At 43.6% G+C, this 2,016-nt stretch carries 2 protein-coding genes; both read left to right on the top strand.

Annotated features, from left to right (window positions below; all coding sequences use genetic code 11):
* Positions 1–108 precede the first annotated feature (108 nt).
* On the top strand, positions 109–375 hold the full coding sequence (locus WAQ08_RS19355) for a DUF1328 domain-containing protein (protein ID WP_422193921.1): 267 nt from the start codon (positions 109–111) through the stop codon (positions 373–375).
* 256 nt (positions 376–631) lie between these two features.
* Positions 632–2,016, top strand: a 1,385-nt coding sequence (argS, locus tag WAQ08_RS19350) for an arginine--tRNA ligase (RefSeq protein WP_422193920.1), incomplete at its 3' end; no start/stop codon positions are given.

The raw sequence follows: 2,016 nt of genomic DNA, 5'->3' as shown, positions 1-2,016 counted from the left end.
GGCGTGATGGCGCTACTTAAGTGATTGTTGACAGCTTAATGCTCCGTGGTATTCTGATGTTATCCATTCTGAAGAGGATGGTGTAGAAAAGAATCTCATAAGAGGAGTATGGGCATGTCTGGTTCGTTACTACTATTATTGCTCCTAACTCTAGTGACTGCGGTGCTCGGGTTTGGAGGGCTCGCCGGATCTTTTGTCGGGATAGTGAAGTTTTTGTTCTTTCTGTGCTTGGTGATCTCTGTGATCTGTGTGGTTGGCGCTTGGAAGAAGGGAGAATTTGGAAAAAGAAATCCTCCGCCTCCGCCTCCGCCTCCGCCTCCGCCTCCATCCCAATTTCGGCCTCGGACTGGAAATCGGCCGCCCGGAAGCAGATAGTGCATGTCGCTTGTAGCTTGCAATCATTTGATTGCAAAGCCCGATTAATTATTTCGGGCTTTTTATTTTGTGCCATGTTTGCTACGATTATAAGACCTTTTGCGCAATAATCTTTCGGCTGCAATTTCAAGATTTTGGCTACGGCTTTGTAAAAATTTTTCAACATATACTTTGTATATGTTGAAAAATTTTTCCTTCGCCTCGCCTAAAATCTTGAAATTTCGCTACGAAAATTATTGCACAAAAGGTCTATACCATGCAGGAGAAAATAAAAAAACTCATAGGGCAGACAATTCGTACAGAATTTGGCGAAATTGAGATTCGTGAGTTTTCGGTTATGCCGCCTGAGCAGGAAGAGTTTGGTGATTATGCGTGCAACGCTGCCATGGTGCTTGCAAAAGTTCTCCAAAAAAATCCAATGGAAATTGCTCAAGCGCTTGTGACAGCAATTAAGAAAACAGCGTCGGATTTGATTAAAAAAATTGACGTGGTGTCACCCGGCTTTATCAATATATCCATTAGTGATTCTCTTGTGCTTGCGTCGGTAAGCAATATCCTTGCGCGTCCGGATACGTGGGAGAAAAGTACGGAAGGAAATGGCAAGACTGTTATTTTGGATTACTTTGCATTAAATATCGCAAAAGAACCGCATGTAGGGCATTTGCGTTCGGCGGTAATCGGAGATGCACTCAAACGGATTTTGCTTGCCCGCGGATATCACACGGTTGCCGATACGCACGTGGGTGACTGGGGAACGCAATTTGGAATTTTGTTGTATGGATATAAAAATCTTTCCCTAGAAGAGAATTGGAAATCATTGGTGGAGAAAGATGCGTTTTTTAAATTGAATGAATTGTATGTGAAGACAAGTGCGCATATAAAAGATAATCCCAAATTGCGGGAAGAAGCAAAAAAAGAATTCGCTAAACTCGAACAGGGCGATAAGGAAAACAGGGAGATCTGGCAATGGATGGTGGATATTTCCATGAAAAAATTGGAACAAAGTGCTAAACGGCTTAACCTGCTTACGTTTGAAGAAAATCGTGGAGAGAGTGTGTATGAGGGTGCGATGCCGCTGATTGTGGAATTGGCACTTGCAAAAGGTATTGCGAAAAAAACAGAAGACGGTGCGGTGATTGTTGATCTGACAGAAGAACATCTTGACCAAGCGGTGTTAATTAAATCTGATGGGGCTTCGACCTATCTTTTGCGCGATCTTGCTACTATTAAATATAGGCAGGAAGAATGGCATTTTTGGAAAAATTTATATATTGTGGACAATCGCCAATCTCATCATTTTCGGCAGGTATTTCGCGTAGCCGAGATGCTCGGGTTTGAAGGGGTGGGAGCAAGCGAGCATGTGGAATTTGGATTTATGAAATTGCCCGAGGGTGCCATGAGTACGCGTGCGGGTAATACGATCTCGCTTGATGTCGTGCTTGATGAAGCCGAGACACGGGCACGGGACGTGATACGGATAAAAAATCCCGACTTGAAAGATGCGAACGAGGTAGCAAAAAAAGTTGGACTCGGCGCAATTAAATTTTTTGATCTTTCGCATAATCGGCGATCTGATGTGGTGTTTCGATGGGAAGACGTGCTTTCGTTTGAGGGAAATACCGGGCCGTATATCCAATATAC

This window comes from Aquabacterium sp. (genome assembly GCF_049274795.1).
In the GTDB taxonomy this organism is placed as follows: Bacteria; Pseudomonadota; Gammaproteobacteria; order Burkholderiales; family Burkholderiaceae_C; genus Aquabacterium.
This window is presented reverse-complemented; position numbering and strand designations above follow the sequence as displayed.

Coding starts and splice junctions, on each gene's coding strand:
- WAQ08_RS19355 (WP_422193921.1), top strand. CDS start 109: ATGGGCATGTCTGGTTCGTTACTACTATTATTGCTCCTAACTCTAGTG.